At 73.8% G+C, this 23,215-nt stretch carries 18 protein-coding genes; 7 read left to right on the top strand and 11 right to left on the bottom strand.

Annotated elements, in window-relative coordinates; all coding sequences use genetic code 11:
• Positions 1-211: 211 nt before the first annotated feature.
• Positions 212-1,609 (bottom strand): replication-associated recombination protein A, encoded by a 1,398-nt coding sequence (locus AC0VX4_RS04775; RefSeq protein WP_475464649.1) that lies wholly within the window; start codon positions 1,607-1,609, stop codon positions 212-214.
• Between the two features lie 52 nt (positions 1,610-1,661).
• On the opposite strand from AC0VX4_RS04775, the gene AC0VX4_RS04770 reads away from it, so the two are divergent.
• The 3 genes from AC0VX4_RS04770 (at position 1,662) to dtd (ending at position 4,744) form a co-directional block, all read left to right on the top strand.
• Positions 1,662-2,252 carry a DUF1697 domain-containing protein gene (locus AC0VX4_RS04770; RefSeq protein ID WP_144823956.1) on the top strand — a complete coding sequence of 197 codons (591 nt, stop codon included), beginning with the start codon at positions 1,662-1,664 and terminating at the stop codon, positions 2,250-2,252.
• 140 nt (positions 2,253-2,392) lie between these two features.
• Entirely contained in the window at positions 2,393-4,132 is a 1,740-nt protein-coding gene (locus AC0VX4_RS04765; protein ID WP_144823955.1) for a choice-of-anchor I family protein, read from the top strand.
• Between the two features lie 159 nt (positions 4,133-4,291).
• Positions 4,292-4,744 carry a D-aminoacyl-tRNA deacylase gene (gene dtd, locus AC0VX4_RS04760; RefSeq protein ID WP_002857049.1) on the top strand — a complete coding sequence of 151 codons (453 nt, stop codon included), beginning with the start codon at positions 4,292-4,294 and terminating at the stop codon, positions 4,742-4,744.
• Positions 4,745-4,883: 139 nt separating this feature from the next.
• Here dtd and aspS read toward each other — a convergent pair whose 3' ends face one another.
• The gene (aspS, locus tag AC0VX4_RS04755; RefSeq protein ID WP_144823954.1) at positions 4,884-6,698 is read right to left on the bottom strand and encodes an aspartate--tRNA ligase; all 1,815 of its coding nucleotides are present in this window, start codon (positions 6,696-6,698) and stop codon (positions 4,884-4,886) included.
• 145 nt (positions 6,699-6,843) lie between these two features.
• Here aspS and AC0VX4_RS04750 point away from each other — a divergent pair, with 145 nt between their 5' ends.
• Positions 6,844-8,133, top strand: coding sequence for an APC family permease (locus tag AC0VX4_RS04750; protein WP_098471746.1), 1,290 nt, complete (start codon positions 6,844-6,846; stop codon positions 8,131-8,133).
• Positions 8,134-8,192: 59 nt separating this feature from the next.
• On the opposite strand, the gene hisS is transcribed toward AC0VX4_RS04750, so the two are convergent.
• On the bottom strand, positions 8,193-9,569 hold the full coding sequence (gene hisS / locus AC0VX4_RS04745) for a histidine--tRNA ligase (protein WP_060775688.1): 1,377 nt from the start codon (positions 9,567-9,569) through the stop codon (positions 8,193-8,195).
• 174 nt (positions 9,570-9,743) lie between these two features.
• On the opposite strand from hisS, the gene AC0VX4_RS04740 reads away from it, so the two are divergent.
• Both AC0VX4_RS04740 and AC0VX4_RS04735 read left to right on the top strand, forming a co-directional pair.
• On the top strand, positions 9,744-11,240 hold the full coding sequence (locus AC0VX4_RS04740; protein WP_002857058.1) for a DUF349 domain-containing protein: 1,497 nt from the start codon (positions 9,744-9,746) through the stop codon (positions 11,238-11,240).
• A gap of 85 nt (positions 11,241-11,325) precedes the next feature.
• Positions 11,326-11,943, top strand: coding sequence for a hypothetical protein (locus AC0VX4_RS04735; RefSeq protein ID WP_049159132.1), 618 nt, complete (start codon positions 11,326-11,328; stop codon positions 11,941-11,943).
• Between the two features lie 11 nt (positions 11,944-11,954).
• Here the strand turns inward: AC0VX4_RS04735 and AC0VX4_RS04730 are convergent, their stop codons facing one another.
• The 8 genes from AC0VX4_RS04730 to AC0VX4_RS04695 form a co-directional block, all read right to left on the bottom strand.
• Complete coding sequence (locus AC0VX4_RS04730; RefSeq protein ID WP_065573125.1) at positions 11,955-14,234, bottom strand: RelA/SpoT family protein; 2,280 nt, start codon at positions 14,232-14,234, stop codon at positions 11,955-11,957.
• Between the two features lie 136 nt (positions 14,235-14,370).
• Positions 14,371-15,411, bottom strand: a complete 1,041-nt coding sequence (secF, locus tag AC0VX4_RS04725) for a protein translocase subunit SecF (RefSeq protein ID WP_002857063.1) — start codon at positions 15,409-15,411, stop codon at positions 14,371-14,373.
• Positions 15,408-17,234 (bottom strand): protein translocase subunit SecD, encoded by a 1,827-nt coding sequence (gene secD / locus AC0VX4_RS04720; protein ID WP_065573127.1) that lies wholly within the window; start codon positions 17,232-17,234, stop codon positions 15,408-15,410. Before secD ends, secF begins: the two co-directional genes overlap by 4 nt.
• 70 nt (positions 17,235-17,304) lie before the next feature.
• Positions 17,305-17,772 (bottom strand): preprotein translocase subunit YajC, encoded by a 468-nt coding sequence (gene yajC / locus AC0VX4_RS04715; protein WP_002857067.1) that lies wholly within the window; start codon positions 17,770-17,772, stop codon positions 17,305-17,307.
• 59 nt (positions 17,773-17,831) lie between these two features.
• Positions 17,832-18,854 carry a Holliday junction branch migration DNA helicase RuvB gene (ruvB, locus tag AC0VX4_RS04710; RefSeq protein ID WP_049159124.1) on the bottom strand — a complete coding sequence of 341 codons (1,023 nt, stop codon included), beginning with the start codon at positions 18,852-18,854 and terminating at the stop codon, positions 17,832-17,834.
• Positions 18,851-19,495 (bottom strand): Holliday junction branch migration protein RuvA, encoded by a 645-nt coding sequence (ruvA, locus tag AC0VX4_RS04705; RefSeq protein ID WP_144823953.1) that lies wholly within the window; start codon positions 19,493-19,495, stop codon positions 18,851-18,853. Before ruvA ends, ruvB begins: the two co-directional genes overlap by 4 nt.
• A gap of 80 nt (positions 19,496-19,575) precedes the next feature.
• Positions 19,576-20,211 (bottom strand): crossover junction endodeoxyribonuclease RuvC, encoded by a 636-nt coding sequence (gene ruvC / locus AC0VX4_RS04700; RefSeq protein WP_053090895.1) that lies wholly within the window; start codon positions 20,209-20,211, stop codon positions 19,576-19,578.
• A 47-nt stretch (positions 20,212-20,258) separates the two neighbouring features.
• Complete coding sequence (locus AC0VX4_RS04695) at positions 20,259-21,020, bottom strand: YebC/PmpR family DNA-binding transcriptional regulator (protein WP_065573129.1); 762 nt, start codon at positions 21,018-21,020, stop codon at positions 20,259-20,261.
• A 99-nt stretch (positions 21,021-21,119) separates the two neighbouring features.
• Here AC0VX4_RS04695 and AC0VX4_RS04690 point away from each other — a divergent pair, with 99 nt between their 5' ends.
• Complete coding sequence (locus AC0VX4_RS04690; RefSeq protein ID WP_065573130.1) at positions 21,120-23,213, top strand: M3 family metallopeptidase; 2,094 nt, start codon at positions 21,120-21,122, stop codon at positions 23,211-23,213.
• The last annotated feature ends 2 nt before the right edge of the window (positions 23,214-23,215 follow it).

The raw sequence follows: 23,215 nt of genomic DNA, 5'->3' as shown, positions 1-23,215 counted from the left end.
ACCTGGCCTCCCCGCGATCCTGAGGAGAGCTGAGGGGCGTGCCGCCGCCCGTCATCCACTGATGCGCTGCGCGTCCCTCGCCCGGGCACGCGGGTGTCCCGTGAACCGTTCGAGGGGGATGCGTCCGGGGCGCAGCGCCTGCCAGACAGCGGACCACTCTACCAGAGCCGGGTCGGCGCCCACACTCTGGCGGGCGGGAGGGCGCCCGCCGTCATTCACCGCGGATGATCCGGCGCAGCGCGGCCACCTGCTCGGCGAGCCGCTTCTCGTGGCCGATGGCCTTGGGCCGGTAGTAGTCCTTCCCCACCAGCGGGTCCGGGGCGTACTGCTGGCGCGCCACGGCGTGCGGCTCGTCATGGCTGTAGACGTAGCCCTGGCCGTGGCCGAGGGCCGCCGCGCCGGGGTAGTGCGCGTCCCGCAGGTGCGCGGGCACCGCGCCCGTGTGGCCGGCCCGCACGTCCGCGATCGCCTCGTTCACGGCGGTGTAGCTCGCATTGGACTTCGGCGCGGTGGCCAGATGCGTCACGGCCTGCGCCAGGATGATGCGTCCCTCCGGCATGCCGATCAGCTGCACGGCCTGGGCGGCGGCCACGGCCGTCTGCAGCGCGGTCGGGTCGGCCATGCCCACGTCCTCGGACGCGGAGATGATCAGCCGCCGGGCGATGAACCGGGGGTCCTCCCCCGCCTCCAGCATCCGGGCGAGGTAGTGCATCGACGCGTCCACGTCCGAGCCGCGGATGGACTTGATGAAGGCGCTGATCACGTCGTAGTGCTGGTCGCCGTCCTTGTCGTAGCGCTGGACGTGGTGGTCCATCGCCTGCGCGGCGTCCTCCTCCGTGACCGCGACGGCGCCCTTCCCCGCCCGGCCGGCCTCGCGCGCCTTGTCCAGGGCGACGCCGGCCGCGGCCTCCAGCACCGTGAGCGCCCGCCGCGCGTCACCGCCGGCCATCCGCACCAGGTAGTCCCGCGCGTCGTCCTCGAGCACCACGGCCCCGTTGAGCCCGCGCTCCTGGGTCACGGCACGGTCCAGCAGCCCGACGATGTCGTCGTCCGTGAGCGGACGCAGCGTGAGCAGCAGCGACCGGGAGAGCAGGGGTGCGATCACCGAGAAGGACGGGTTCTCCGTGGTCGCCGCCACGAGCACGACCCAGCGGTTCTCGACGCCCGGCAGCAGCGCGTCCTGCTGCGCCTTGGAGAAGCGGTGGATCTCGTCGAGGAACAGGACGGTGGTGCGGCCGTAGAGGTCGCGTTCGCGCTGGGCCTGCTCCATCACCTGCCGCACGTCCTTCACGCCGGCCGTGATGGCGGACAGTTCCGTGAACGTGCGCCCGGGGGCGCGGGCGATCACGTGGGCGAGCGTCGTCTTCCCGATGCCCGGCGGCCCGTACAGGATAACCGAGCTCGGTCCCGCGGCGGAGTCCGGATCGGGCTCGGCGAGCTTGCGCAGCGGGGAGCCCGGCCGCATCAGGTGCCGCTGGCCCAGCACGTCATCCAGCGTGCGCGGGCGCATGCGCACGGCCAGCGGTGCGCCGGGGTGCGGGGCGGCCACGGTGCCGGCCGGGCCGTCGTCGTCGGCCCCGGTGTGCGCGGCGCTGAAGAGGTCGTCCATCGGGTCCAGGGTAGTCCTCGGCCCGCGGGGGCGTGGGTGGCATCCTGGCCGCATGAGCCCCGCCGCCCCGCGCACCGACCACACCCACGTCCTGCTGCTTCGCGGGATCAACGTGGGCCGGAGCAACCGTGTCGGCAGGGACACGCTGATCCGCTGGGCCCAGGCCGCCGGCGGGGAGGCGGTCACCACCCACTTGGCCAGCGGCAACGTCCTGTTCCGGGCGTCCTCCGACGCGGCCGCGGAGGGCGTGCGGCAGGGGTTCGCGCGACGGGCGCGTGAGGAGGGCGGCCTCGACGTCCCCGTGGTCCTCGTGGACGTGGGCACGCTCCGCCGCGCCCTGGAGCTGCACGACGCGCTCCCCTGGGCCGGCGGCGAGCCGAAGCGCACCCAGCTCACCGTGCTCGAGGACGACCCCGCACCCGAGGCGGCCGCCGCCCTGGCAGCGCTCGACCACGGGGACGACCGACCCGCGGGGCCGGATCGCACGGCGCTGGAGGGACGGCTGCTGTGGACGCGCTGCGCCACGGGGGTCGCCGACTCCCCGCTCACCCCGGCCCGCCTCGACCGGGCGCTCGGGGTGCGCGGCACGGCCCGGAACCTCACGACGGTGCGGGTGCTCGCGGGGCTGCCGGCCGGGGCCTGACCGCGGCGGACAGCACGCGGGGCGTCCGGCGACGTCGACACCCGCGGGACACCGCGCGCTGGCCGGGACGTCACGGTCCGTTCACATCGGTGCGATGGGGTGACCCCGTCCTCCGCCTCCCTGCCCTGACTGGAGCATCCATGCGTCGCTTCGCACGCCTCGCCACGGCCGTCACGGCCGCGGCCCTGTCCACGGCCTTCCTGGCCCCGGCCTCCCTCAGCGCGCCCGCCCCGCACTCGGCCGCGGCCCAGCGCGCCGCCGTCGCCGACGCCTCGTCCGGCAAGGGCGTCGAGCTCACCCGCGCCGGCACCCATGAGACCGGCGTGTTCGGCGAGTCCGCCGCCGAGATCCCGGCCTTCGACGCGGTCTCCGGCCGCCTGTTCGTGGTGAACGCGCAGCGCGGCGCCGTCGACATCATGCGCCTGGGCGCCGACGCCGCCCCCGTGGCCCAGCGGACCCTCTCCACCGAGGGCTTGCGCACCGCGGACGGATCCGTCACGGACGAGGGCGTCACGGTGAACTCCGTGGCCGTCTCCGGCGGGGTGATGGCCGTCGCCGTCGAGGCCGCCGAGAAGACCGACCACGGCTGGGTCGTGTTCTTCGACACCACCACCCTGCGCTACCTCGGCGGCGTGCGGGTGGGCGCCCTGCCGGACTCGTTGGCCTTCTCCCCGAACGGTGCCCACGTGGTGGTCGCCAACGAGGGCGAGCCGGCCGATGACTTCTCGGTGGACCCGGAGGGCACGATCTCCGTGGTCTCCGTGCCGAAGAACGCCCAGCAGTTCTCCCGCCTGACCCAGGACGCGGTGCGCACCGTGGACTTCCGCGCCTACGACGCCGGCACCGCCCTGCCCGCCGGCGTGCGCGTCTCCGGCCCCGATGTGGCCGTGCCCGCCGGTCACGAACCGGCCGGCCGGGTGGCTCGCAACCTCGAGCCGGAGTACGTCAGCATCGACCCGACTGGACGCACCGCCTACGTGTCCGTGCAGGAGGCCAACGCCGTCGCCGTCGTGGACCTGAAGTCCGCGACCCTGACGGACCTCTGGGCGCTCACGCCCACCGACTGGTCCACCGAGGGCGTGCTGGACGTCTCGGACAAGGACGGCGGCATCGAGCTGCACCACTGGCCGGTCTACGGCCTGCCCATGCCCGACGGCATCGACACCTACCGCTGGCACGGCCAGGACCTGATCGTCACCGCCAACGAGGGTGACGGGCGGGAGTGGGGCGACTACAGCGACTCCGAACGCGTCAGCGACCTGGACCTGTGCGCCGCCGAGTTCCCGGACGCCCAGGCCCTGCAGAAGAAGGGCGCCCTGGGCCGTCTGAAGGTGCTCACCGACCTCGGCGACGCCTCCGTGCGCGGCTGCCACTCCTCCCTGACCACGCTGGGCGGCCGATCCTTCTCCATCTACACCGCGGACGGCACCCGCCTGTTCGACTCCGCCGGCATGATCGAGGAGCAGATCGCCCGGATGGTCGGCGCCGGTGCGCTGCCGCAGTGGGCGTTCAACGCGGACAACGACGCGACCCCGTCCGGGGACTCCCGTTCGGACGACAAGGGCCCCGAGCCCGAGTCCGTGGTGGTGGGCACGATCCAGGGCCGCACCTACGCGTTCGTGGGCCTGGAGCGCGTGGGGGGTGTCATGGTCTTTGACATCAGTGACCCGCGGAACGCCACCTACGTGGACTACGTCAACGACCGTGACGGGGATGCCGCGGGCGACGACGCCACAGTCGGCCTGGGTGACATGGGCGCCGAGGGCCTGGCCTTCGTGCCGGCCCACGAGTCCCCCTCCGGCTCGGCCCTGCTGATCGTGGCCAACGAGGTCTCCGGTTCGACCACCGTGTACGAGGTGGAGCCCACGAAGTGGAAGTGAGGCGTCGGGCGGCGAGAACGCTGAGCTGAGGTCCCGGGCCGACCGGGCAGCCGAGGGGTCGGAATGAGCGCCGGCACGGTCCTCATTCCGACCGCTCGCCTCCCCGGTCCGTGTCAGAGGCCCCGCCCTGGACGAGGGCGGTCATGTGAGGATGGCTGCATGCGTGCCGTCTGCCAGAGAGCCCAGTCCGCGTCCGTGACCGTCGACGGAGAGGTCGTCGGCTCCTTCGCGGGTGAAGGACTGGTGATCCTGCTCGGAGTGTCGGTCACGGACACGGCGGCTGTAGCAGAGCAGGTGGCCCGCAAGGTGGCCGGGCTCCGCATGCTCGACGGCGAGCGGTCCCTCACCGACGCCGGCGCCCCGGCGCTCGTGGTCAGCCAGTTCACCCTCTACGGGGACGTCCGCAAGGGACGTCGCCCGTCGTGGACCCGCTCCGCCAAGGGCGAGCAGGCGCAGCCGCTGTACGAGCGGTTCATGGCCGAGCTGGAGTCCTCGGGCGTGCGCGTGGAGCGCGGGGTGTTCGGCGCGATGATGGACGTCTCCCTCACCAACTCCGGGCCGTTCACGCTGATCGTGGACTCGGACGAGCTGGCCGGCCCGCGGCACGGCTGAGGCCGGGCCGCAGCACGACCTCTGCCACCGATCTGTTGCGGAAACGACCCTTCCGGCGCCTTGGGTGAGGCCCGGAAGGGTCGTCTGCGCAGATGATCCCCCGTGCCCGCTCCGACGGCGGGCCCGCCGCGGGCCCGGATCAGGCCTCCGGCTCGGCCTCGGCCTTCGTCGGCTCCGGCTGCGCGTCGACGCCGGCTTCCTTGCGCTGCTGGGCGGTGATGGGCGCCGGGGCGGCCGTCAGCGGGTCGAAGCCGCCGCCGGTCTTCGGGAACGCGATGACCTCGCGGATCGAGTCGGTGCCGGCCAGCAGGGCGACCACGCGGTCCCAGCCGAACGCGATGCCGCCGTGCGGCGGGGCGCCGTACTTGAAGCCCTCGAGCAGGAAGCCGAACTTCTCGTTCGCCTCCTCCGAGGACAGGCCCATGACCTCGAACACACGCTCCTGCACGTCCTGACGGTGGATGCGGATGGAGCCGCCGCCGATCTCGTTGCCGTTGCACACGATGTCGTACGCGTAGGCCAGGGCTGAGCCCGGGTCGGTGTCGAAGGTGTCCGCGAACTCCGGCTTGGGCGAGGTGAACGCGTGGTGCACGGCGGTCCAGGCGCCCGCGCCCACGGCGACGTCGCCCGAGGCCACGGCGTCGGCCGCCGGCTCGAACATCGGCGCGTCCACGACCCACACGAACGCCCAGTCGGCGTCCTTCGCGGCCACGCCGTCACCGGCGTCGGTGAACAGCCCGCAGCGACGGCCGATCTCCACGCGGGCCGCACCCAGCAGCGCGCGGGACTCCTTCGGCTTGCCGGCGGCGAAGAACACGCAGTCGCCCGGGTTCGCACCCACGGCGGCGGCCAGGCCGGCCTTCTCCTCCTCGGAGATGTTCTTGGACACCGGGCCGGTCAGCTCGCCGTCCTCCTGGATGAGCACGTAGGCCAGGCCCTTGGCGCCGCGCTGCTTGGCCCACTCCTGCCACGCGTCGAGGGTGCGGCGGGCCTGGGAGGCGCCGCCCGGCATCACGACGGCGCCCACGTACTCGTTCTGGAACACGCGGAACGGGGTGTCCTTGAAGTACTCGGTCAGGTCCGTCAGCTCGAGGCCGAAGCGCAGGTCCGGCTTGTCCGAGCCGTACTTCTCCATCGCCTCGGCGTAGGTCATGCGGCGGATCGGTGTCGGCACGTCCACGCCCACGAGGGCCCACAGGGCCTTGACGATCTTCTCGCCGAGGGCGATCACGTCGTCCTGCTCCACGAAGGAGGCCTCGATGTCCAGCTGGGTGAACTCGGGCTGACGGTCGGCGCGGAAGTCCTCGTCGCGGTAGCAGCGGGCGATCTGGTAGTACTTCTCGATCCCGCCCACCTGCAGCAGCTGCTTGAACAGCTGCGGCGACTGCGGCAGGGCGTACCAGGAGCCGGGAGCCAGGCGGGCCGGGACGAGGAAGTCGCGGGCGCCCTCCGGCGTCGAGCGCGTGAGGGTCGGGGTCTCGACCTCCACGAAGCCCTCGCCGTGCAGCAGCTCGCGTGCCGTCCGGTTGACCTCGGAGCGCAGGCGCATGATGCGCGAGGGCTGCGGGCGGCGCAGGTCCAGGTAGCGGTGGCGCAGCCGGGCCTCCTCGCCGACCTCCACGTGCTCGTCCACCTGGAACGGCAGGGCGGCGGCGGTGTTGAGCACCGTCACGGTCTCCGCGATCAGCTCGATCTCACCGGAGGGCAGGTTCGGGTTCTCATTGCCCTCGGGGCGGCGCTCGACCGTGCCGGTGACCTGCAGGACCCACTCGTTGCGCAGCGGGTCGAAGTCCGCCTCGTCCCGCACCACGACCTGGGCGAAGCCCGAGGCGTCGCGCAGGTCCACGAAGGCCACGCCGCCGTGGTCGCGCCGCCGCGCCACCCAGCCGGTGACGGTGACGGTCTGGCCGATGAGCGAGGCGTTGAGCTCGCCGAGGGAGTGGGTGCGCAGCACGAGGATCCTCTCCGTCCGTTCGCCGGACGATGTGCGGGGTTCATGTGATGGTCGACGCCGTGTGATACGCCTGCGGGGCGGGCGCGCGCCGTTCCCGTCAGTCTAGTGCCCCGCCCGCATTGCCCCAGCCCAGGAGGACCCCGTCATGACCGCCGCCCTGCAGCGCCGCCTGACCCTGCTCCACGCCGTCGCGATCGGCCTCGGCTCGATGATCGGCGCGGGCGTGTTCACCGCGATCGGCCTGGCGGCCGCGCTCACCGGCGGCCACCCGGGCCTGCTGTACGCGGCCCTGGCGGTCGCGGCCGTCGCGGCCCTGTGCAACGCCCTGTCCACGGCGCAGCTGGCCACCGTCCACCCCGAGTCCGGCGGCGCCTACGTCTACGGCCGGCGGCAGCTGCACCCGTGGGCCGGCTTCGTCGCCGGCTGGGGCTTCGTCACGGGCAAGACCGCGTCGGTGGCCGCGATGGCGGCCACCCTCGGCCTGTACCTCTTCCCCGACGACGCCGCCGCGGCCCGGTGGACGGGCGTGGCCGCCGTCGTCGTGCTCACCGGCGTGGCGATGGCGGGCGTGACGCGGACCGCGCAGGCGACGACGGCGATCCTCATGCCCGTGCTCGCCGTGCTCGTCCTGGCCATCGGCGCGGGCCTGGCGCGCGAGGCCCCCGGGGGCTCGGCCGCGGCACTCGGCGACGGCTCCCCCGTGCAGGGCGTGCTCATGGGCGCGGGCGTCCTGTTCTTCGCGTTCGCCGGCTACGCGCGCGTGGCCACCATGGGCGAGGAGGTCATCGACCCCGCACGCACGATCCCGCGCGCCATCCTGATCGCCCTCGCCGTGACCGTGGCGCTGTACCTGCTGCTCGCCACGGCGCTGATCTCGGGCCTCGGGACCTCCGGGCTGGCCCGGTCCCCGGCGCCCGTGCGCGACCTGCTCGAGACCGCCCTGGGCTCCGGCTGGGGCTGGGTGGCCGTGGCCGGCGCCGCCCTCGCCGCGGCCGGGGCCATGCTCAACCTGCTGACGGGCATCTCCCGCACCGCCCTGGCCATGGCCCGCGAGTCCGACCTGCCCCGCCCCCTGGCACGGGTCCATGCGGGGACCGGCACGCCGTGGACGGCTCAGCTGACGGTGGCCGTGGCCGTGATCCTGCTCCTGCTCACCACGGACATCCTCACCGTGGTGGGCTTCAGCTCGTTCGGCGTGCTCGTCTACTACGCGGTGGCGAACCTGTCCGCCCTGACCCTGCGCGGGGACGACGGCCGCCGCCCGGCCCGGCCGCGCCCGCTGCGCGTCCCGCGCGCCGTCAACGTGCTCGGCCTGGCCCTGTGCCTGCTGCTCGCCTTCAGCCTGCCGCCGATGTCCGTGGCCGCGATGGCGGGCGTGTTCCTGATCGGGGTGGGCGGGCGCGCGTTCGTGCGGGCTGGGCGCCGCCGCCGGTGACCCGACGCGCGGACGGGTGTCGGCGTCGCGCGCCGGGGCCGACGCACCGGCCCGCCCGCTCAGTCCTGCGCGCGGGCGACCTGCGGCAGCAGGTCCTCGGCCGGCGGGGTCCAGTCGGCCGGGTCCGCGGCGTGCTGCTCGCCGGAGCGGATGTCCTTCACCTCGTGGACCCGCGCGCCGGCGTCGTTCCGGCCCATGAACCACACGAACGGGATGCCGCGGCGGTCCGCGTACTTGATCTGCTTGCCGAACTTCTCCGCGGACACCGCGACCTCCGCGGGGATGCCGCGCTCCCGCAGCAGGGCCGCGACGTCCTGGGCCTCGGACCAGTCCTCGTCCGCCGTCAGCGCCACGTACACCGCGGTCGGCACGGAGCGGGAGGCCACGGCCATCTGCTGGGACAGCATGCGCATCACCAGCCGCGTCACGCCGATGGACAGTCCGACACCGGGGAACACGCGGTTCCCCTTGGACGCGAGCGCATCGTAGCGGCCGCCCGAGCAGATCGAGCCGAGCTGCTCGTGGCCCACCAGGACGGTCTCGTAGACGGTGCCCGTGTAGTAGTCCAGGCCGCGCGCGATGGACAGGTCCGCCACGGCGCGCCCGGGGGCGCGGCGGTGCAGGGTGGCGACGACGTCGGCCAGCTCGGTCAGCCCCTCCTCGAGCAGCTCGTGGGTCACCCCCAGGGCGCGGACCCGCTCGACGAACGAGGCGTCCGGCGTACGGATGTCCGCCAGGGCCAGCGCCTGCGCAGCCTGTTCGGGGCTCGCGCCGACCTCCTCCTGGAGCAGCCGCGCGACCTCCTCCGGGCCGACCTTCTCCAGCTTGTCGATGCTGCGCAGCACGCCGGCGGTGTCCTCCAGGCCGATGCCCCGGTAGAAGCCCTCGGCGAGCTTGCGGTTGTTCACGCGGATGAGGAAGTCGCCGATCGGCAGGGCGCCGAGCGCCTCGGCCATCACCAGTGCGACGTCGGCGTCGTACCGGGGCGAGAGGGCGCCGTCGCCGACGACGTCGATGTCCGCCTGGGTGAACTCGCGGGCGCGGCCCTCCTGGGGGCGCTCCCCGCGCCAGACCTTCTGCATCTGGTAGCGACGGAAGGGGAAGGCGAGGTGGCCGGCGTTCTCCACGACGTAGCGGGCGAACGGCACGGTGAGGTCGAAGTGCAGGGCCAGGCGCTTGGGGTCGGCCGGGTCCCTGGGATCGCGCCGGCCCGCGGCGACCTCCTCGTCCTCGGCCAGGCGCGAGACCGCGTAGACCTCCTTGTCCACCTCGCCCTTGCGCAGCAGCTGGCCCAGGGTCTCCACGGCACGGGTCTCGATGCCGGCGAACCCGTGCAGCTCGAAGGTCCGTCGCAGCGTGTCGAGCACGTGCTGCTCCACGAGCCGCTCGGCGGGCAGCCACTCGTGGAAACCGGACAGGGAGGCCTTGCGGGACATGGCGATCCTTCGAGACGACGACGGCGGGGACGCACGACGGTCCCCCGCCGGCGCACCGGCCCAGTCTAGGCGCGGGCGCTGTCCGGCCCGGTACGCTGGCCCTGTTCGTGTCCATCCCGACCGGCCGCATCCCTCGACGACTGCGCGCCGGCGCAGTCAGGGAGAGTTCCAGCGGTGACCAATCACATGCAGCCCGACGACCAGCAGTCCCCCACCACCGAGGCCACCCCCGCGCCGGCCGAGGCCGCCGAGGCGCGGCCCGTCCCCGACGCGCCGGCGCACGGTGATTCCGCCCAGCCCGCCGAGGCGCCCGCCGCGCCCTCCCCGGCCGCCATGAAGAAGGCCAGCCCGGCCGCCGTGCGCCCCGCGACGCCCGCCGCCCCGGCCCCCGTCGTGGCCCCGACCGTGCCCCCCACCCCGGTGGAGGAGGCCGCCGCGTTCGCCCGGGTGAGCGAGGACGGCCACGTCACGCTGCTGGACGGGCAGGAGGAGCACGCGGTCGGCCAGGTGCCGGACGCGAGCACCGAGGACGCGCTGGCGTACTTCGTGCGCAAGTACGACGACGTGCGCGCCCAGATGGCCCTGTTCGAGCAGCGCATCGCCGCCGGCGCCCCCTCGAGTGAGCTGGGCCGGGCGCTGGGCCAGATGACGACCGCGGTGAACGAGCGCCACATGGTCGGCGACATGGACGCCCTCCGCACCCGCCTGGCGGCCCTGGAGACCCTCCTGGGCGACTACCGCGCCGCGGAACAGGAGGCCCGGCAGGCCGCCCAGGCCGAGCAGCTGGCCACCCGCGAGGCCATCGTCGCCGAGGCCGAGACCTTCGCCCAGACCCCGGCCGAGCGGATGCCCTGGAAGACCGCGTCCCAGCGCATGACGGAGCTGTTCGAGGAGTGGAAGGCCGCCCAGAAGGCCGGCCCGCGTCTGGCCAAGTCGGTCGAGGACGACCTGTGGAAGCGCTTCCGCGGCGCCCGCACCACGTTCGACAAGACCCGCCGCGCCCACTTCTCCCGGCTGGACGCCGCCTCGGCCGAGGCCAAGCAGGTCAAGGAGCGCCTCATCGCCCGCGCCGAGGAGCTGTCCACCTCCACCGACTGGGGCGTGACCGCCGGCAAGTACCGCGACCTGATGGACGAGTGGAAGCGCGCCCCCCGGGCCTCCCGCAAGGAGGACGACGCCCTCTGGGCCCGCTTCCGCGCCGCCCAGGATGTCTTCTTCGCCGCCCGCAAGGCCGCGAACCAGGAGATCGACCGCGAGTACGGGGCCAACCTGAAGGTGAAGGAGCAGATCCTCGCCGACGGCCAGAAGCTGCTCCCCTTCACGGACGTCAAGGCCGGGCGGCGCGCGCTCAACGAGCTGCGCGGGCGGTGGGAGGATGCCGGCCGCGTGCCCCGCGGGGACGTCCGTCGCATGGAGGAGGGCTTCCGCAAGCTCGAGGACGCCCTCAAGCAGGCGGAGAACGAGCACTGGCGCCGCACCGACCCGGAGACCAAGGCCCGCACGAACTCCGCCCTCACGCAGCTCGAGGAGACCATCGCCGGGCTCGAGGCGGATCTCGCCCGGGCCCAGGCCCAGGGCGACCAGCGCGCCGTCACGAAGGCCCAGGAGGCGCTCGACGCGCGCCTGCAGTGGAAGCAGGCCCTCGAGGCCTCGGCCTCCGAGCTCCGCTGAGCCCCACGCGTCTCGAGCACGCCCCCGCGGCCCGCCTGTCCACAGGCGGCCGCGGGGGCGTCCTCGTCTCTGGCAGGCTCCGGGCATGACGACCGTGACGATCGAGGAGACCGCCCCGACCGGGGCGCTCGTGTTGGCGGGCGACCCCTTCACGGAGCCGGAGCTGCAGGCGCTCGGCGCGCGGGGCGCCGTGCGGCCGCTGCTGCCCGGAGTGTGGGCGCGGCCGGACGCGGCGGACGACCCCGCGGTCCGGGCCGCTGCCCTGTGGACCCTCGGCGGCCCGCTCCTGGCCGCCGGTTGGACCGCGATCGGCCCGTCGGCGGCCTGGATCCTGGCCGGCGGCGCGGCGCCCGGGCGGCTGCACGCCGCCGTGCCGCACTTCCACCGGCGCCCCGCCGGCGGGGGCCTGCTGCCCTGGACGCTCACCGAGTCGGACGTCGCCGCCGATGCCACGGGCGTCGCCCCCGCCGAGCAGGACGTGCTCCGGTTCGGCCCCGTGCGGGTCACCACGCCCGCCCGGACGGTCGAAGACCTGCTGCTCAGCGCGGACCCGGATGCGGCGCGGCGCGCCGCCGCCGTGATCGGCGCCCACGGCGCCGCCGGGCTGCGGGAGCGGCTGGCCCGCCGGACCCGCCGTGCCGGCGTCGTGGCGGCCAGGCGCCGGCTGGGCGCCCTGCTGGCGGCGCTGGACGTCCCCGACTGAGGCCGTCAGGCTCAGGTGCGGTGCACGTCGAAGACGCCGTCGATGCGGCGCACCGCGTCGATCACGTGGCCGAGGAACCGGGGGTCGCCCATCTCGAAGACGAACCGGCTCATCGCCACGCGGTCGCGGGTGGTGTTCACGGAGGCCGAGAGGATGTTCACGTGGTTCTCGGAGAGGACCCGTGTGACGTCGGAGAGCAGCGACTTGCGGTCCAGCGCCTCGATCTGGATCTCGACCAGGTAGACGGTGTCCCGCGACGGCGCCCAGCTGACCGGGGTGCGCCGCTCCGGCTCCTGCTCGAGCAGGGTCGCCAGGTTCGGACAGTCGACCCGGTGCACGGAGACCCCGGAGCCGCGGGTGACGAACCCGTCGATGGCGTCCGGCGGCACAGGGTTGCAGCACCGGGCCAGCTTGGCCATGACACCGCCGTCGCCGTCCACGAGCACGCCGGCGTCGTTGGTGGCCCGCGCGGGGGCGCGCCGCGCCTGTGCCGGGACCAGCTCCTGCAGGTCCACCTCGCCGACGGTCAGCTCGCCCTCCGGCTCGGCCTGCGTCGGCGTCGGCGGGGCGAGGCGCTCCGCGACGCGTTCCTGCACGGACTGCGCGGACACGTGACCATCGCCGAGGGCCACGAACAGCCCATCGAGGTCCGCGTAGCCGAGATCCGTGGCCACCTGCACCAGCTCCTCGCCGCCGAGCACGTGCTGCACGGCCATGCCGGCCTTGCGCAGCTGACGGGTCAGCGACTCGCGTCCCCGGTCGGCCTGCTCGCCGCGACGCTGCGTGGCGAAGTGGTGACGGATCTTGGACCGGGCCCGTGGCGAGACCACGAAGCCCAGCCAGTCCCGGCTCGGGCCCGCGTCCTCGGCGCGCGAGGTGAAGACCTCCACGGTGTCGCCGTGGCTCAGCGGCGTGGACAGCGGGACGAGCTTGCCGTTGACCCGGGCACCGATGGTGCGGTGGCCGACGTCGGTGTGGATGGCGTAGGCGAAGTCCACGGGCGTGGAGCCGGCCGGCAGGGTGCGGATCTCCCCCTTCGGCGTGAAGACGTACACCTCGTCCGCCCCGATCTGGGTGCGCAGCGAGGCGAGGAACTCGTCCGGGTCCCGGGTGTCCGCCTGCCAGTCCATCACCGAGCGCAGCCAGGCCGGTGTGGCCTGCACCGGTGCCTGGCCGGCGGCCTGGGCCTTGTACCGCCAGTGCGCGGCGACGCCGTACTCGGCCTGGCGGTGCATCTCCTGCGTGCGGATCTGGATCTCCACCGGCTTGCCGCCCGGCACCATCACCGTGGTGTGCAGGGAGCGGTACATGTTCAGCTTCGGGACCGCGATGTAGTCCTTGAACCGGCCCGGGACCGGGTTCCAGCGGGCGTGGATCACGCCGAGCACGGCGTAGCAGTCACGCACGGAGTCCACGAGCACCCGGATGCCCGTCAGGTCGTGGATGTCGTCGAAGTCCTTCCCGCGCGTCACCATCTTCTGGTAGATCGAGTAGTAGTGCTTCGGCCGTCCGGTGACGGTCGCCCGGATCCGGTGCTCGCGCAGATGCTCCTCGATCACGGTGCGCAGCGCCGCGATGTGCTTCTCCCGCTCCGGGTTCCGCTCCCCCACGAGGCGCACGATCTCCGCGTACATCTTGGGCTTGAGGGCGGCGAAGGAGAGGTCCTCGAGCTCCCACTTGACGGTGTTCATGCCGAGCCGGTGGGCCAGCGGGGCGTAGATGTCCAGGGTCTCCTGGGCCTTGCGCGCGCTGGACTCCGGGGAGACGTACCGCCACGTCCGCGCGTTGTGCAGCCGGTCGGCGAGCTTGATGAGCAGGACGTTCACGTCCTGGGCCATTGCGATGACCATCTTGCGCACGGTCTCGGCCTGCGCCGCGGCGCCGTAGGTCACCTTGTCCAGCTTGGTCACGCCGTCCACGAGGAGGGCGACGTCGGAGCCGAAGTCGGCGCGCAGGCGCTCCAGGGAGTAGTCCGTGTCCTCGACGGTGTCGTGCAGCAGGGCCGCCAGGAGAGTCGGGCCGGTCACGCCGATCTCGGCGAGGATCGTGGCGACCGCGACGGGGTGGGTGATGTACGGGTCCCCGGAGCGCCGCATCTGCCCCTCGTGTGCCGCGCGGGCGACCTCGAAGGCGCGGACGATGTCGGCCAGCTCGGTCTTGGTGGCTCGCTGCCGCACCGTGCGCATCAGCGGCTCGAGCAGGGGCGAGTACTCGGTGGCGTGCCGGCCGGTCAGGCGTGCGATCCGGCTGCGGGGCCGGACCGGGACGGGAGTGGGGTCCTGTTCGCTCATGGGCCACGCCTCCTGACTCGTGCGGCCCCGACCGCTCCGGCCGGGATGATCGGCGAGTCTACCCGCGCCCGTCCCGCCCCGCCCCAGAAAGACCGCCGGGCCCGGTGGCAGGTGCACCGGAGCCGCAGCGGCTCCGTCAGAGTCGCGCGCCGTCGTCCCAGGGGGCGACGTCGGGATCGGTGACCGTGTCGGAGCCACGCTCCCGGGCGGCGCGGGCCGCGGCGCGGGCGTCGTGGTCGCGCACGTCCGCGTCGTTGCGGCGCAGCAGGGCGTACAGCGGCGCCTGGAGGAACAGGGTGGACAGGGTGCCCACGATGATGCCCACGAACAGCGCGAGCGCGATGTCCCGCAGCGTTCCGGCACCGAGCAGCCCCGCGCCGATGAACAGGATCGAGCCGACCGGCAGGATGCCGACGACGGAGGTGGTGATGGACCGGACGAGCGTCTGGTTCACCGCGAGGTTCACGTTCTCGACGAAGGAGCGCTCCGGGTCCTCCTCGGCCCCGATCGTGTTCTCGCGGATCTTGTCGAAGACCACCACGGTGTCGTAGAGCGCGTAGGACAGGATCGTGAGGAAGCCGATGATGGCCGACGGCGTGATCTCGAAGCCGGTGGCGCCGTAGATGCCGGCGGTCAGCGCGACCACGTAGAGCATGCCGAGCACGGCGGCCAGGGACATCTTCCAGGTGCGGAAGTACACGGCCATGAACAGGGTCACGAGCACCACGAAGATCACCAGGCCGATCAGGGCCTGCTGCGACACGGCGTCGCCCCAGGTCGGTCCCACGAAGGTCGAGGTCACCTGGTCCTGGCCCACGCCGTAGGCCTCCTGCAGGTTCGCGGCCACGGCTCGGGTCTGGGCGTCGTCGAGCTGCTCGGTCTGGACGCGCACGGTGCCCGGGGCGACGTTCGTGACGGTGGCGTGGCCGTCGGCCAGCACGTCGGTCACGGCGCGCTCGCCCGCGGCCACGTCGGTGGAGGCCGTCTGCGAGACGGTGAACTCGGAGCCGCCCCGGAACTCGATGCCGAGGTTGAAGCCGCCGCGCAGGGCGGTCAGGCCGCCGGCGAGGACGAGCAGCAGGGCGGCGAGGGCGAACCACCGCCGCCAGCGCTGGATGAACGGGTAGGAGATGCGGCCCGAGTAGAGGGCGTTGCCCCAGTCGGCGAAGCGGTTCACTGGTCCTCCTCCTGGCGGCGGCGCTCGGCGCGGCGTCGCTCGGCGATCGTCATGGGCGGCGCGGTGCGTGAGCGGCGGCCGCCCCGGGCGGACGAGCCCGCGCGGGGGGCGCCCGTCGCGGCGAGCGGCCGCGGGGCGTCGGCGGTCGCCGCGTCGTCGGCGTCGGCCGGCTCGTCGGAGTCCTCCGCCGGAACCCCGGTGCGGGGGGCGGGGGCGGGCTCGCGGACGCGGCCGGCGCCCTGATACAGGGACGGCCCGCCCAGCAGCGACGGGTCCAGCCCGGACATCGGGTGTCCCTCGCCCACGAAGCGGGTCTGGGCCAGCAGCACCATGAGCGGGTGGGTGAACATGAACACCACGATCAGGTCGGCGATCGCGGTGAGGCCGAGGGTGAACGCGAAGCCGCGCACGTTGCCGACGGCCACGAAGTACAGCACGACGGCGGCCAGCAGGTTCACGGCCTTGGACGCGGTGATCGTCCGCTGGGCGCGCTTCCAGCCCTCGTGCACGGCGACGGGCACGGTGTGGCCCGCGCGCAGCTCGTCCTTGATGCGTTCGAAGTAGACGATGAACGAGTCCGCCGTCAGACCGATCGCCACGATGAGCCCGGCGATGCCCGCGAGGGACAGGCGGTAGTTGTCCGTCCAGCCCAGGATCGCGATGGCCAGCCACGTCAGCACGCCCGCCACGATGATCGAGGCGAAGGTCAGCAGGCCCAGGGCCCGGTACTGGAAGAACTGGTAGACGGCCACGAGGCCGAGGCCGATCAGGCCGGCGATCAGGCCCCAGAAGAGCTGGTCTCGGCCGAGCGTGGCGGAGATCTGCTGCTCGGACTCGATCGAGAAGGAGATCGGCAGGGAGCCGTAGTTGAGCTGCTCGGCCAGCTGCGCCGTCGTCTGCTCGTTCAGGGTGGGGCCGCTGATCTGCGCGCTGCCGTTGGTGATGACCACGTTGGACTGCGGCGCGGAGATCACGTCCCCGTCCAGCAGGATCGCGAACTGCTTGCGCGGGTCGCCCTCGGGGTACGGGGTGAGCTTCTGGGTGACCTCCGTGAAGGTCTTGGCGCCCTCCTCGTCGAAGTCGATGTTGACGACCCACTGGTTGGTGGAGACGCCGCTCTGGGCCTGGGCCATGCCGTTGGACGCGCCCTTGATCTGGGTGCCCGGGATGACCACGGGGCCCAGGATGTACTTCTGGGCCGGCGTGACGACGCCGTCGGCGAGCTCCTCGGAGGGCTGGCAGGCGACGATCGCCCGGTCGGACGGCGGCGGGGGCGCGGCCGGGTCCCGCGGGGCGGTGCAGTCCTTGGCCTGGAACTCGGCCAGCAGGGCCGGGGTGACCCAGTTCGGGTCGTAGGCGTCCGCCGGCTCCCCGTCGGGCTTCGGCAGCTGGTCTTCGGGAAGGCGCTGGTCCTCGGGGGTGGCCTCCCCCGGGCCGGACTGCAGCACGGGGCGGAACTGCATGTCCGCGGACGCCTGGATCAGGCGGCGGGTCTCCTCGTCCGGGACCCCGGGCAGGGAGACGACCACGTTCTGGGAGCCCTGCGTGGCGACCTCCGCCTCGGCCACGCCGGAGCCGTCCACACGCTGGCGGATGATCTCCACGGCCTGGTCCAGCTGCTCGGGGGTGACGGACTCGCCCGTCGAGGTCTCGGGGGCCAGCACCATCTGCGTGCCGCCCTCGAGGTCGAGGGCGAGCTTGGGAGCCCAGGAGGCCGCGCCGGAGGCCACGCCGCCGCCGAGGATCGCGGCCAGGACCACGAGGAGGGCGGCCAGCCAGGCCAGGGTGCGCCCGGCGGAGCCGGTGGGTGTTCTCTTCGCCATTGCTCAGGTGCTTCCGTCACATCCGAGCGGCCCCGCCAGGCGGGGCCGCGTGTGCTGGGGTGGGTGGGCCTCAGGCCAGGTCGTCGCGGCGCGGACGCGGGTCGGCGGCGTCGTCGGCGCGGTACTCGGTGCCGGGGGCGTCATCCAGACGCGACGGGTCCGCGGTGGGCGCGGCGGCGGGGTCGACGCCGGCCGGGGCCTCGGACGCGGCGGCCGTCTCGGGCTCCACGACGGTGGTGATGCCCTGCAGGTGCACGTCCATGCGGGTGCCCGGGGCGGTCTCCAGCGTCACCCGCTGGCCCTCGGTGTCCACGGCCACGACGGTGCCGAAGATGCCGGCGCCGGTCATGACCTCGACGCCCGGGGCGAGGGTGCTGCGCATCTGCGCCTGCTGCTGCTGCATCTTCTTGCCCTTGCGGAAGGAGAGGAAGAGCATCACCGCGAGCAGGGCGAAGGCGATGAGCATGAGCAGGCTGCCGCCACCCCCCTGGGCCTGCTGGGCGATCACGGGCAGGGTCGCGGCGGTGGCGACGGGCATGGGGGACTCCTGATGCTCGGGGTGGGCGGGCCTGTCCAGTGTAGGGCCCGCCCTGGGCGTCACGGTCCCGGCGTGGCCTCCGGGGCGGCGATGCCCAGGTGCTCCCAGGCCCCCGGCAGTGCGACGCGGCCACGGGGGGTGCGGGCCACCATGCCCTCGCGGATGAGGAAGGGCTCAGCCACGGTCTCCACGGTCTCGGCCTCCTCCCCCACGGCGGTGGCCAGCGTGCTGAGACCCACGGGCCCGCCGCCGAACGTGGTGCACAGGGCGGTGAGCACGGACCGGTCGAGCCGGTCCAGGCCGCGCCCGTCGACGTCGTACATGTCCAGGGCGGCGGCGGCGTCGTGCGCGCCGACCTCGGCCAGCCCCTTCACGAGCGCCCAGTCCCGCACGCGACGCAGCAAGCGGTTGGCGATGCGCGGGGTGCCGCGCGAGCGCCGGGCGATCTGCCGGTACCCCTCCGTGGCCAGCCGCATGTCCAGCAGCAGGGCGGAGCGGCGCAGGACGCGCTCGAGCTCCTCCTCGGTGTAGAAGTCCAGATGGCCCGTGAAGCCGAAGCGGTCGCGCAGCGGCCCCGGCAGGAGGCCGGCCCGCGTGGTGGCGCCGACGAGCGTGAAGGGCGGCAGCTCGAGCGGGATCGAGGTGGCGCCGGCGCCCTTGCCCACCACGATGTCCACCCGGAAGTCCTCCATGGCCATGTACAGCATCTCCTCCGCCGGGCGGGACATCCGGTGGATCTCGTCGAGGAAGAGCACCTCGCCCTCGGTGAGCGAGGACAGGATGGCCGCGAGGTCGCCCGCGTGCTGGATCGCGGGGCCGGAGGACAGCCGCAGGGGGGCGTTCATCTCCGCGGCCACGATCATCGCCAGCGTGGTCTTGCCGAGCCCGGGCGGACCGGAGAGCAGGACGTGGTCCGCGGCGCGGTCGCGCAGCCGGGCGGAGGCGAGCATGAGGTCCAGCTGCTCGCGCACGCGCATCTGGCCCACGAACTCGTCCAGGTGCTTGGGGCGCAGCGCGGCCTCGAGCCGACGCTCCTCCGGGTCGACGGCCGCCGCGGACAGCGGCGAGGACTCCGCGCTCATCGTCCGCCTCGCACAGAGCCGGCCATGCCGACGTCGCGCAGGGTGGCGCGCAGCAGCGCGGCGACGTCCCGGCCCTCGTCCAGCTCCGGGCGGGCCGCCACGGTGGCCTCGACGGCCTTGAGCGCCTCCTTCTCGGACCAGCCCAGGCCGGCCATCGCCTGCACGACGTCGGCGTGCCAGACCGTCTCGACGGCCGGCTCGTCGCTCACCTGGGCCTCCTCCTCGGGCACCGGCTCCCCGGTGGGCGCGAGGCGGCCGGAGAGCTCGACGATGATCTTGCGCGCCATCTTCGGCCCGATGCCGGGCACGCGGGTGAGGGTCTTCTCGTCCTCCTCGGTGACCGCCCGGCGCACGGCCTCGGGGTGGTGGACGGAGAGGATCGCCAGGGCGAGGCGGGGACCCACGCCGTTGGCCGTGATGAGCACCTCGAACACCTCGCGCTCGTCACGGTCCGCGAAGCCGTAGAGGGTCAGGGCGTCCTCCTTGACCACGAGGTGGGTCTGCACGGCCCCCGGCCGGCCCTCGTGCAGGGTGGCCAGCGTCTGCGGGGTGGCGGAGAACTGCACGCCCAGGCCGCCGACGGCGATGACCGCCCGGTCGAGGGCCACGTGCTCCACGGTGCCGCTGAGCGAGGCGATCATGAGGGGCCCTCCTGTCGGGACGGACGGACGCCGGTCGGCGCGGATTCGAACATATCATCGAACGCCGACGTGGCAGCGGCCTACCGGCGTCGCCCGCCGCCCGCCGAGCGCTCGGCGTCGAGCCAGGCCCGCTGCGCGGCGGTGAGCTGGCCCCGCGGGCGGGCGCGCGCGGGCGCCTTGGCGGCGAACTGCGAGCGCCCCGCACGGGAGGCGAGGTCCGCGGTGTCGAGGCCGGTCTGGCCGGCGGCGGCGCCGAGGGCGGTGCCGCGCCAGCCGTGGGCGATGGCCAGGGCGAGGGCGTCGGCGGCGTCGGCCGGGCGCGGCGGGGCGTCGAGGCGGAGGATCCGGGTGACCATCGTGGTGACCTGCTCCTTGCCCGCGTCGCCGTGTCCGGTGACGGCGGCCTTGACCTCGGAGGGGGTGTGCAGGCCCACGGGGACGCCGGCGCGTGCGGCCGCGGCGATCGCCACGCCCGCGGCCTGGGCCGTGCCCAGCACGGTCGGCGTGTTCGTGTTCGCGAACATGCGCTCGACGGCGGCGCGGTCGGGCCGGTGCGCGACGAGGACCGCGGAGACGGCCTCGTCGATGCGCAGGAGCCGCTGATCCAGGGAGGCGGTGGGCGGGGTGCCCGCGACCTCGACGTGGACGAGCGCGGCCCGACGTCGCGCGTCCACGTCCACCACGGCGATCCCGCAGCGGGTGAGCCCCGGGTCCACCCCGAGGATCCGGACGACGTCGGCGGGCCGGCGCGCGCTCAGCGCGATCAGTCCTCGTCGAGCTCGGCGAGGACCTCGGGGGCGATGTCCACGTTCGAGAAGACGTTCTGGACGTCGTCGAGGTCCTCGAGGGCATCGGTCAGCCGGAGGAAGGTCCGGGCGCCCGACGCGTCCAGCTCCACCTTCATGGTGGGGACGAACTCGAGCTCGTCGGACTCGTACTCCACGCCCGCCTCGTCGAGGGCCTTGGCCACGGACTGCAGGTCAGAGGGGTCCGAGAGGATCTCGAAGGATTCGCCGGAGAGGACGACCTCCTCGGCGTCGGCGCCGCCCTCGAGCACGGCCTCGAGCAGGCCGTCCTCGGTGTTGCCCTCGGCGGGCAGGCGCACGAGGCCCTTGCGCTCGAAGAGGAAGGAGACGGAGCCGGAGTCCGCCATGGTGCCGCCGTTGCGGGTGACGGCCGCGCGCACCTCCGCGGCGGCGCGGTTCTTGTTGTCGGTCAGGCACTCGACCAGCAGCGCCGAGCCCTGGGGGCCGCGGACCTCGTACATGATCTCGGCGTAGTCGATGACCTCGCCGGTCAGGCCGGCGCCGCGCTTGACGGCGCGGTCGATGTTGTCGTTGGGCACCGAGGCCTTCTTGGCCTTGGACACGGCCAGGTCGAGCGCGGGGTTGCCGGCGACGTCGGGGCCGCCGGCCCGCGCCGCGACCTCGATGTTCTTGATGTACTTCGCGAACGCCTTGGCGCGTCGCGCGTCGATGACGGCCTTCTTGTGCTTGGTGGTCGCCCACTTGGAATGTCCTGACATCACGCCTCCTCAGGTCTGGATCTCGTCTGCTGGCTCGACCGCCCAGTCTAGCGACGCCCGGTGGGGTGGTGCGGATCACGGCTGACTACACTCGCGCCCATGACCCACACCTCCGCGTCCTCCGTCCTGCCCGCCGACCACCCGCTGGCGACCCCCTCCGACCTGCCCTACGGGCTGCCCGACTTCTCCGCCGTCTCCGACGCGCAGCTGGCCGAGGCCGTGCGCGCGGGCATGGCGACCCAGCGGGCCGAGGTCGACCAGATCCTCGGGGCGGCCACGGCGCCGACCTTCGAGAACACCGTCCGTGCGCTCGAGCTGTCCGGCCAGCTGCTGCGCCGCTCCGCCGCGATGTTCTTCACGCTCGTGGGCGCGGACGGCACGGACGCGCGGCAGGCCCTGGCCGAGGAGCTCTCCCCCGAGCTCGCGGCCCACGAGGACGCGATCCTGCTGGACCCGCGGCTGGCGGCGCGCGTCGCGGCGATCGATGACGGCGGCCTCACCGGCGAGGACGCCCGCCTGCTGGAGACGCTGCGCCTGCGCCTCTCCCTGGCGGGGGCGGACCTGGACGAGGCCGCGCGCGAGGAGCTGCGCGGGATCAACACGGAGCTGGCGTCCCTCTCGGCCGCCTACACGCGCCGCCTCGTCGCGGACACCGCCGCCCGCGCCGTGCTGGTCACGGACCGCGAGCGCCTGGCCGGCCTGAGCGAGGACGACCTGGCCGCGGCGGCGGGGGCGGCCGCGGAGGCGGGGCACGGGGACGGGGACGCGGCGGCGGGCCCGTGGCTGCTGACGCTGTCCCTGTTCACGTCGCAGCCGTGGCTGGCGTCCCTGCAGGACGAGGGCATGCGGCGTGAGGTGTTCGAGGCGTCGACGGGCCGGGGCGGGTCCGGGGAGCACGAGACGCTGACGACGGCGATGGCGATGGTGCGGCTGCGGCTGCGCAAGGCGCGGCTGCTGGGGGCGGAGAGCTGGGCCGAGCAGGCGCTGAAGGACCGGGCGGCGCCGTCGACGGCGGCCGTGGAGGAGCTGCTGGCCGCGATGGCGCCGCGGGCGATGGCCAACGCGCGGGCGGACGCGGCGACGGCGGCGGCGCACGCGGGCCGGGCGAACGCCGAGGTGGCCCCGTGGGACTGGCCGGCGCTGTCCGCGGCGTACGCGCGGGAGGAGTTCGCGGTGGACGCGGACGCCCTGCGCCCGTACTTCGAGCTGGACCGGGTGCTGACGGAGGGCGTGTTCGCGGCGGCGACGGCGCTGTACGGCCTCACGTTCGCCGAGCGCCCGGAGCTGGCGCGGCACCTGTACCGCCCCGGGATCCGGGTGTTCGAGGTGACGGGTGAGGACGGTGCCGGGGTGGGTCTGTTCGTCGCGGACCTGTTCGCGCGGCCGACCAAGTCCGGCGGTGCCTGGATGCACACGGTGCGGGACAGGGCGGACGCCCTGGGCGAGCGCCCGGTGGTGTTCACCACGATGAATGTGCCGGCCCCGGCGGCGGGGCGTCCGGCCCTGCTGACGCTGGATGAGACCACCACGCTGTTCCACGAGTTCGGCCACGCCCTGCACGGACTGCTGGCCCGGGGCGAGTACGCCTCGCTCACCGGGACGAACGTGCCGCGCGACGTCGTGGAGTTCCCGTCGCAGGTCAATGAGGTGTGGCTGCGTGAGCCGTCCCTGCTGGCCGCGTACGCGCGGCACGTGGAGACGGGCGAGCCGCTGCCGGCCGGGACGCTGGAGCGGCTCGAGGCGGCGGACCTGTGGGGCGAGGGGCACCGCACGGTCGAGTACCTGGGCGCGGCCCTCGTGGACTGGGCCTGGCATTCGCTGACGGAGGAGACGGTGGACGCCGCCACGGCCGACCCGGCCGCGTTCGAGCGCCGGGTGCTGATCGAGGCGGGCATCGACCCGGACCTGGTTCCCCCGCGCTACGGCACCGGCTACTTCAAGCACATCTTCGGCGGCGGCTATGCGGCCGGGTACTACTCCTACGTGTGGGCCGAGGTGCTGGACGCGGACGCCGTGGAGTGGTTCCGCGAGCACGGCGGCATGACGCGGGAGAACGGCCGCCGGTTCGCGGACGAGCTGCTCTCGCGGGGCGACACGCGTGACCTGCTGGAGTCCTACCGCGCGTTCCGCGGCCGGGACGCCGAGCTCGAGCCGCTGCTGCGCCGTCGGGGGCTGGCGGACGCCGCGGCCTGAGC

It is taken from the genome of Micrococcus sp. 63XJN7_8_ISO-PGPR-S23-253 (assembly GCF_056173425.1).
Note: the sequence above shows the minus strand (reverse complement) of the source record. Positions and strands in the feature narration are given on the sequence as shown.

Coding starts and splice junctions, on each gene's coding strand:
- AC0VX4_RS04775 (WP_475464649.1), bottom strand. CDS start 1,609: ATGGACGACCTCTTCAGCGCCGCGCACACCGGGGCCGACGACGACGGC.
- AC0VX4_RS04770 (WP_144823956.1), top strand. CDS start 1,662: ATGAGCCCCGCCGCCCCGCGCACCGACCACACCCACGTCCTGCTGCTT.
- AC0VX4_RS04765 (WP_144823955.1), top strand. CDS start 2,393: ATGCGTCGCTTCGCACGCCTCGCCACGGCCGTCACGGCCGCGGCCCTG.
- dtd (WP_002857049.1), top strand. CDS start 4,292: ATGCGTGCCGTCTGCCAGAGAGCCCAGTCCGCGTCCGTGACCGTCGAC.
- AC0VX4_RS04750 (WP_098471746.1), top strand. CDS start 6,844: ATGACCGCCGCCCTGCAGCGCCGCCTGACCCTGCTCCACGCCGTCGCG.
- hisS (WP_060775688.1), bottom strand. CDS start 9,569: ATGTCCCGCAAGGCCTCCCTGTCCGGTTTCCACGAGTGGCTGCCCGCC.
- AC0VX4_RS04735 (WP_049159132.1), top strand. CDS start 11,326: ATGACGACCGTGACGATCGAGGAGACCGCCCCGACCGGGGCGCTCGTG.
- AC0VX4_RS04730 (WP_065573125.1), bottom strand. CDS start 14,234: ATGAGCGAACAGGACCCCACTCCCGTCCCGGTCCGGCCCCGCAGCCGG.
- secD (WP_065573127.1), bottom strand. CDS start 17,234: ATGGCGAAGAGAACACCCACCGGCTCCGCCGGGCGCACCCTGGCCTGG.
- yajC (WP_002857067.1), bottom strand. CDS start 17,772: ATGCCCGTCGCCACCGCCGCGACCCTGCCCGTGATCGCCCAGCAGGCC.
- ruvB (WP_049159124.1), bottom strand. CDS start 18,854: ATGAGCGCGGAGTCCTCGCCGCTGTCCGCGGCGGCCGTCGACCCGGAG.
- ruvA (WP_144823953.1), bottom strand. CDS start 19,495: ATGATCGCCTCGCTCAGCGGCACCGTGGAGCACGTGGCCCTCGACCGG.
- AC0VX4_RS04695 (WP_065573129.1), bottom strand. CDS start 21,020: ATGTCAGGACATTCCAAGTGGGCGACCACCAAGCACAAGAAGGCCGTC.
- AC0VX4_RS04690 (WP_065573130.1), top strand. CDS start 21,120: ATGACCCACACCTCCGCGTCCTCCGTCCTGCCCGCCGACCACCCGCTG.